Source organism: Paraburkholderia kururiensis JCM 10599 = LMG 19447, from assembly GCF_003986935.1.
Taxonomy (GTDB): domain Bacteria; phylum Pseudomonadota; class Gammaproteobacteria; order Burkholderiales; family Burkholderiaceae; genus Paraburkholderia; species Paraburkholderia kururiensis.
Map to the genome: position 1 here is coordinate 251687 of NZ_RJZE01000010.1, position 6077 is coordinate 257763.

The 6077-nt window shown below is 65.0% G+C and carries 8 protein-coding genes and 1 tRNA gene; 3 read left to right on the forward strand and 6 right to left on the reverse strand.

The window, feature by feature from the left end; all coding sequences use genetic code 11:
* Positions 1–4: 4 nt before the first annotated feature.
* Together PKKP23_RS14560 and PKKP23_RS14565 are read right to left on the reverse strand one after the other, a co-directional pair.
* Positions 5–1147 (reverse strand): enoyl-CoA hydratase/isomerase family protein, encoded by a 1143-nt coding sequence (locus PKKP23_RS14560; protein ID WP_126877393.1) that lies wholly within the window; start codon positions 1145–1147, stop codon positions 5–7.
* Between the two features lie 38 nt (positions 1148–1185).
* Positions 1186–2106, reverse strand: coding sequence for a TetR/AcrR family transcriptional regulator (locus tag PKKP23_RS14565; protein WP_126877394.1), 921 nt, complete (start codon positions 2104–2106; stop codon positions 1186–1188).
* Positions 2107–2211: 105 nt separating this feature from the next.
* Between PKKP23_RS14565 and PKKP23_RS14570 the strand changes: the two genes are divergently transcribed.
* On the forward strand, positions 2212–3192 hold the full coding sequence (locus PKKP23_RS14570) for an NAD-dependent epimerase/dehydratase family protein (protein WP_126877395.1): 981 nt from the start codon (positions 2212–2214) through the stop codon (positions 3190–3192).
* Positions 3193–3238: 46 nt separating this feature from the next.
* Here PKKP23_RS14570 and PKKP23_RS14575 read toward each other — a convergent pair whose 3' ends face one another.
* Both PKKP23_RS14575 and PKKP23_RS14580 read right to left on the reverse strand, forming a co-directional pair.
* Positions 3239–3517 carry a DUF1488 family protein gene (locus PKKP23_RS14575; protein ID WP_017776644.1) on the reverse strand — a complete coding sequence of 93 codons (279 nt, stop codon included), beginning with the start codon at positions 3515–3517 and terminating at the stop codon, positions 3239–3241.
* Positions 3518–3643: 126 nt separating this feature from the next.
* Complete coding sequence (locus PKKP23_RS14580) at positions 3644–4006, reverse strand: hypothetical protein (protein WP_126877396.1); 363 nt, start codon at positions 4004–4006, stop codon at positions 3644–3646.
* 239 nt (positions 4007–4245) lie between these two features.
* Here PKKP23_RS14580 and PKKP23_RS14585 point away from each other — a divergent pair, with 239 nt between their 5' ends.
* The gene (locus PKKP23_RS14585; RefSeq protein WP_126877397.1) at positions 4246–4446 is read left to right on the forward strand and encodes a hypothetical protein; all 201 of its coding nucleotides are present in this window, start codon (positions 4246–4248) and stop codon (positions 4444–4446) included.
* A 103-nt stretch (positions 4447–4549) separates the two neighbouring features.
* On the opposite strand, the gene PKKP23_RS14590 is transcribed toward PKKP23_RS14585, so the two are convergent.
* Both PKKP23_RS14590 and PKKP23_RS14595 read right to left on the reverse strand, forming a co-directional pair.
* Positions 4550–4888, reverse strand: coding sequence for a DMT family transporter (locus tag PKKP23_RS14590; RefSeq protein ID WP_017776641.1), 339 nt, complete (start codon positions 4886–4888; stop codon positions 4550–4552).
* A gap of 4 nt (positions 4889–4892) precedes the next feature.
* On the reverse strand, positions 4893–5390 hold the full coding sequence (locus PKKP23_RS14595; RefSeq protein WP_042299027.1) for a heme-degrading domain-containing protein: 498 nt from the start codon (positions 5388–5390) through the stop codon (positions 4893–4895).
* A 272-nt stretch (positions 5391–5662) separates the two neighbouring features.
* Here PKKP23_RS14595 and PKKP23_RS14600 point away from each other — a divergent pair.
* A tRNA-Met gene (locus PKKP23_RS14600) sits at positions 5663–5739 on the forward strand.
* Positions 5740–6077: the final 338 nt, after the last annotated feature.

Below are 6077 nucleotides of genomic sequence, written 5' to 3' on the forward strand. Positions count from 1 at the left end.
GGCATTAACCCAGCAGTTCCCGCAGCGGATGCGTCTGCGGCGTCCACGGGCTTTCGAACATGCGCGCAACGTCTTCGGGCGTCACGTCCTCGATGCGCGCAATGCGCCATGCCGGGCGATTGTCCTTGTCGATGATCCGGGCGCGAATGCCCTCCATCACATCGCCATGCGCGAACGTGGAGCGCGTGAGATCGAGATCGCGGCGCAGCGCGCACGCCATCGAACCTTCCGAACGCGTCACCACTTCGAGCGACACCGCCATCGAAAGCGGCGAGCGTTCGCGCAGCACAGCCACCGTGCGCCCGGCCCATTCGGCCGCGGCGCAATCCTGTTCCGATTCGAGCGACGCGAGGATAGCCGGCACGTCCGCGTGCGAAAAATGCCGGTCGATGAGCGTGCGCGTGTCGGCCAGCGTGGAGGTGTCGGGCGTCGGTACGACCTTGTGCCGGACGGCTTCGCGTTCCACGAGCGCGACCACGTCGGCGCCGCGTTCGAACGGCTCCGTCTGCAGCGCCTCAACCAGCGCGGGCAACGCCGCCTCGTCCACGTAGGTATCGGCAAGGCCTGCATAGAGCGCGTCTGCCGCGCCGATCGTTTCGCCCGTCACCGCGAGATAGCGGCCGATCGCGCCGGGTGTGCGCGCAAGGAACCAGCCCACGCCGACATCGGGAAAAAGGCCGATGCGCGTCTCGGGCATCGCCATGCGCGTCGACGATGTCGCCACACGCAGGCCGCCCGTGCGATGCGCACCCTGCGAGATCCCCATGCCGCCGCCCATCACGACGCCGTTCATGAGCGCGATGTAGGGCTTCGGATACGTGAAGATGGCGTGATCGAGCCGGTATTCCTCGGTGAAGAACGTATCGAGCGCGTCCTGGTCGCCGCGGCGGGCCGCCTCATAAAGAAAGCGGATGTCGCCGCCCGCGCAGAACGCACGCGCGTGCGGCGAGCGGACCACCACCGCGAGCACGTCGGGGTCCTCGCGCCAACGCTCGAGCGCCGCATGCATGGCGCGGATCATGTCCGTCGAAAGCGCATTGAGCGCCTGCGGGCGCTCGAGTTCGATAAAGCCGACGCGGTTCGCAACGCGCGTAACGACGTCGCCTTGCGACGACGGCGCAGCGCCGGAAGAGAGTGTTTGATTCATGGCGTGAAAGCAGCGGGCAGACGTGAGGAGCTACGGTATCACGCACGGGCCGCTTTGCGGCGCATAGCGGGCACGGTGGGGCTTGCGGGTGCCGCGGAATCTGCAGCGACTTCGCTGCCTGCGTTCGGGGCCGGCTTTGCACTGGCCTTTGCCGGCAACGCCGCTTTGCGCCTCACGTCCGAGCCCGCGACCGTGTCCGTGTCCGTGTCCGTGTCCGTGTCCGTGTCCGTGTCCGTGTCCGGGTCCGTGTCCGACAGCGCTTGCGCCTTCTTCGCCACCTTCCCGCCGGCTTTCGCCGCCAACCGCGCACGCGGCTTCGTGGCCGCCTTGCCGCGCATCTTCGCCGCCCTGCCCGGCTCGGCAAACCAGGCTCCCAATGCCACGTCGACCAGCAGTTCAGGCGCCGCATGCGGAAACGCCGGACACGTCAGCTGCAGCGCCACGATGCCGTGCAAAGTGGACCACAGCGTCTCGGCCCACACCGCGCTTGCCGTGGACGGCAACGGCAGCCTGCCCGCGTCGCGCAGCGCATCGAACGCGTCGATCATCATCTGGAATGCGGCGTCGCCGCTGTCGTCCGAGCGGTTGCCCGCGAGCGTCGCGCTCGTGTAGCTCGGGTCTTCCATGAAGATGAGCCGATAGGTCTGCGGATGCGCGAGACCGAACGCGACGTACGCGCGGCCTAGCGCATGCAGGCGCTCGCGCGGGTCCTCGATGGCGGCGAGTGGGACGAAGGTCTCCAGCAACTGGGCGTAGCCCTCGGCGCACAGCGCATGCGCAATCTCGTCGCGGTTCTTGAAGTACAGGTACAGCGTGGCGGGCGAATATTCGATGGCGTCCGCGATCTTGCGCATGGAGAGCGCGGCAAAACCGTCGCGCATGACGATGCGACGCGCGGCGTCGAGAACGCGCTCGCGCAGCGCCTGTTTTTCACGTGTCTTTCGTTCGGCGATTCCCATGCGGGTGATTCTCCGGTTGACATCCTGAAAAGTCAAATTAAACTGAACACCGTTCAGTGAACAGTGTTCAGTCCAAAGTAGAACTTGCCCAGGAGCGCAACAGTCATGGAAAACGCAGGCAGAGTCGGATTGCTGGGGGCCACAGGCGCCATCGGTGCGAGCATTGCAGCCGCACTGCGCGCCGCTGGCCGACCGTGGCGCGCGATCGGGCGCTCGCGCAAGGCGCTCGAAACGGCATTCGGCAACGATCCGCTCGCCGAGATCGCGACGTGGAATCCCGAAGACGCAAACTCGGTCGCTGCAGCCGCCACTGGTCTGCAAACAGCCGTGTATCTCGTCGGCGTGCCCTACAACCGGTTCGAACTGCATCCCCGGCTCATGGAAACGACGCTCGCGGGGCTCGCCGCCGCCGGGGTCGAACGGTTGATTCTGGTCGGCACGGTATATCCGTACGGACGCGCGCAGACCATGCCGGTCACGGAAGCGCATCCGCGCGAACCGCACACGTTCAAGGGACGCATGCGGCTCGCGCAGGAGAACCTCGTGCTCGACGCGCACGGCCGCAATGGCCTTTCGACGCTCGTGCTGCGACTACCGGACTTCTACGGGCCGCGGGTGACGAACAGCTTCCTCGACGGCGTATTCACGGGCGCTGCGCGCGGCACGCGAGCCCAGATGATCGGACCGATCGACGTGCCTCACGAATACGTGTTCGTGCCCGACGTCGGCCCCGTAATAGAGACGCTCGCGCGTACAGAAGGCGCCTTCGGACGCGTGCTGCACCTCGCGGGCGCGGGCACGATTACGCAGCGTGAAGTGGCAAGGCAGGCCTACGCGCTCGCGGGACGTGAGCCGAAATTGATGGTGGCGGGCAAAACGACGCTGCGCATACTCGGACTCTTCAATCCGATCCTGCGCGAGGTGGTGGAAATGCACTATCTGCAGACCGATCCTGTCGTGCTCGACGACAGCGCGTTGCGCGCACTGATCGGACCTGTCAGGAAAACGCCGTATGAAGATGGCATTCGTCTGGCATTTGAGGCTGCCCGTAGCGCAGTGCCCGCATCGGAAAACGCCGTCGCATGAGACGTGGCGCGAGTCGCAGCGCTGGCGGGCACGCGTTTGGTTCGGGCTAGACCCTGTCGGGCGGAAAGTGTCCGCTCTTGAGCAGTACGGGCGTGCCGTTACTGATGCGCAGATGTTCGCGTGCCACGGCCTCGATGCGCGAACGGCCTGAGTCGAATGCGCGGATCCACGCGTCGCGGTCGGCCGCGCGTGCGCCGAAGTGATCTTCCAGTGCTTCGACAGAAATGGCGCACGGCACGCACTCGCCATCCACGAATGCGGCGAACACGACCGTGAGGTTGGCGTCCCGGTAGAGAGGCGCATCCGGGGAGAATTGAATGTCCATGCTTGCCTCGACAGAAAATGCTCGGGAAATGACGCGCCGGTCAGCACCGGCTACAGCACGGCAAGAGATTTATCGTACCCGGCACATCGCGCCGCCGTCCAGTGGCGGCACGCCGAGCACGCTCGTTCAGGGCTCGCCGTAAAGCCGGTCGATGTACTCGCGTGCGGCTTGTTCCACCTGGTCGAGTGCGTCGTCTTCGCAGGCGAAGCGCCGACCGTCGCCCAGTTCGAGCAGCGTTTCGATGCGGCGCGGCGTGTCGAGACCGCCCAGCGAAAGGCTCACTGAGCCGACATAGACGCCGCCACGCGAATCGTGCGGCTCGCTGCCGCCACGCTGCTGGAGGTCGGCGGGTTCATCGGTTCGCGCCTGGAACGGGCGAGCCGGCCCTCGCCCCGCATCGTGCGACTCGGCTGCGGGAGGCGGCGTAACGAGACGCGCCGCCGCGCTGATGTAATAGCCGCGATACGGGCCACTGACACGTTCAGCCATGATGGATTCTCCGTTGCGTTCGATCGAGCCCTCGCGCCCCGGCTTTTGCTCGCGATTGACGAGCACGCGCGGCTCCAGGTCGTCGTTATCTGAGTGATGAGTCGGCGCCGCGCGCAAGAAGTTTCCTTGCGGACGAAGAAAGGCGCGTGTCGGGTCGTTTCGGGCACTACAGCGCGCGTCGCGCCGGGCACGAATGATGCGCTGCACATCGATCGGGAGAATCGCGACGTGGAGCACGCATGGGAAAGTACTTTTTTCAGGACCGCGAGGTGCAGGAACCGGACGCGGCCAATTACTGGTTCGCCTACGCGAAAGATCACGACATCGATATTTCGCGCGCCATCAGCATCTGGGAAGACGCACTCTCTCGCGATGGAGAAGAAAGCCGCCGTGCACTGGGCGACGCAGGCATTCGCGTGAATCTGGCGGCAAAACGCTGAACGGCGGCGGGGCGATGCGTGGAATGCCGCGAGCAACGCGGCACGGCGTGAAGAAGCGGCATTCGCCGCACGATGCGGATGTCGCGCCGTGCCGGCCAGGCCTTCAGTGCGCTTCCATCTTCGAAAACACGTTGAGCACCACCACACCGGCCACGATGAGCCCGAGCCCCACGACGGCGGCTGTATCGGGCACCTGCCGATACAGCGCGAGCGCGACGAGCGTAATCAGCACAATGCCCGCACCGGACCAGATCGCATAGACGATGCCGACCGGAATGCTTTTCAACGTGAGCGAAAGCCCGTAGAACGCGATGCTGTACCCGAGCACCACGATTACGGACGGCACGAACCGCGTAAAACCGTCGGACGCGCGCAACGCGGACGTGGCAACGACCTCGGCCAGAATGGCGATGGCAAGCCACGCGTAGGCAGGCAGTCGCATCGGCTCAGGCCTTTGCGAGCGCGAGCTTGCTGTAGTCCTCGTCGAGCAGCGCGCACAGCGCCTCGACCACGAGTTCGTGGTCCGAGCGTTGCGGCAGGCCGGAAACAGTGACCGAACCGATAACGCCGGCGCCAGCCACGGTCAGCGGAAACGCGCCGCCATGCGATGCGTAGCCGGAGACCGGCAGTCCATGCTTTTCGGCAAGCGAGGTGCCCGCCTGTTGCATGCGCAGACCGATGGCGTACGAGCTGCGCCGGAAGTGCTCCACGACGTTGCCCTTGCGTCGCGCCCAATCGACGTTGTCGGGTGTAGTGCCGTCGAGCGCGGCGAAAAAGAGCGGCTGCCCGAACGTGCGCACGTCGATGACGACGGCGAGCGCGCGCGCCTTCGCGATCTCGTGAAGCCACGCGCCGACTTCCCACGCGCGGTCCGCATCGAAACGCGGAAACACGAGCGTCTTTTCCTGGTGCGTGATCGATTGCAAATCGTGTGCGATGTCCATATTCCTCGACCCGGCGTGATGGTGAAAAGCGTGGCAGACAACGGATGGTCCCCGATTCTAGCCTAGCGCCCATGCCCTGCCTACGCGGGCACGTGCCCGCAGGCGACACGCATCCGACCATGCGCGCCGCGGCATCTACGTCGTCACATGTGCGATCACGGGCGTATGACGACGCGGGCCACACGACGCATCGGTGAGCAGTTTCTTCACTGCCCTCAGAGAATGTGTTGCGCGCATGTCGGCTTTGCCCTATAATTTCATCTTTCGACGGACGCGGGGTGGAGCAGTCTGGCAGCTCGTCGGGCTCATAACCCGAAGGTCGTAGGTTCAAATCCTACCCCCGCAACCAGATCCGTTTGCCGTATTCACCAGCAGGATGCGGCATTACGAAAATGCGCGAAAACCAGAAAGCTCACCACTCGGTGGGCTTTTTTGTTTTTGGCATGCAGCACGGAAAGCATGCCGCCCTTTTTGTGGCATGCCTTCCGTGCTGTATTCCAGCCCCCGCCCAGCCTCCGTGCGGGCGCGCGCACGGTGATACACTCGCATCACCGTTCACCGGGCGGATTCAACCGGTCGTCGCAACGCCTTTAATCGGGGAGGTGTTGCGTGGGTCGAATTGCAGGATGGGTATATCAGATAACCGGGCGACGAGCGATGCACTCACCAGGTGCGCCGTCACTTCGA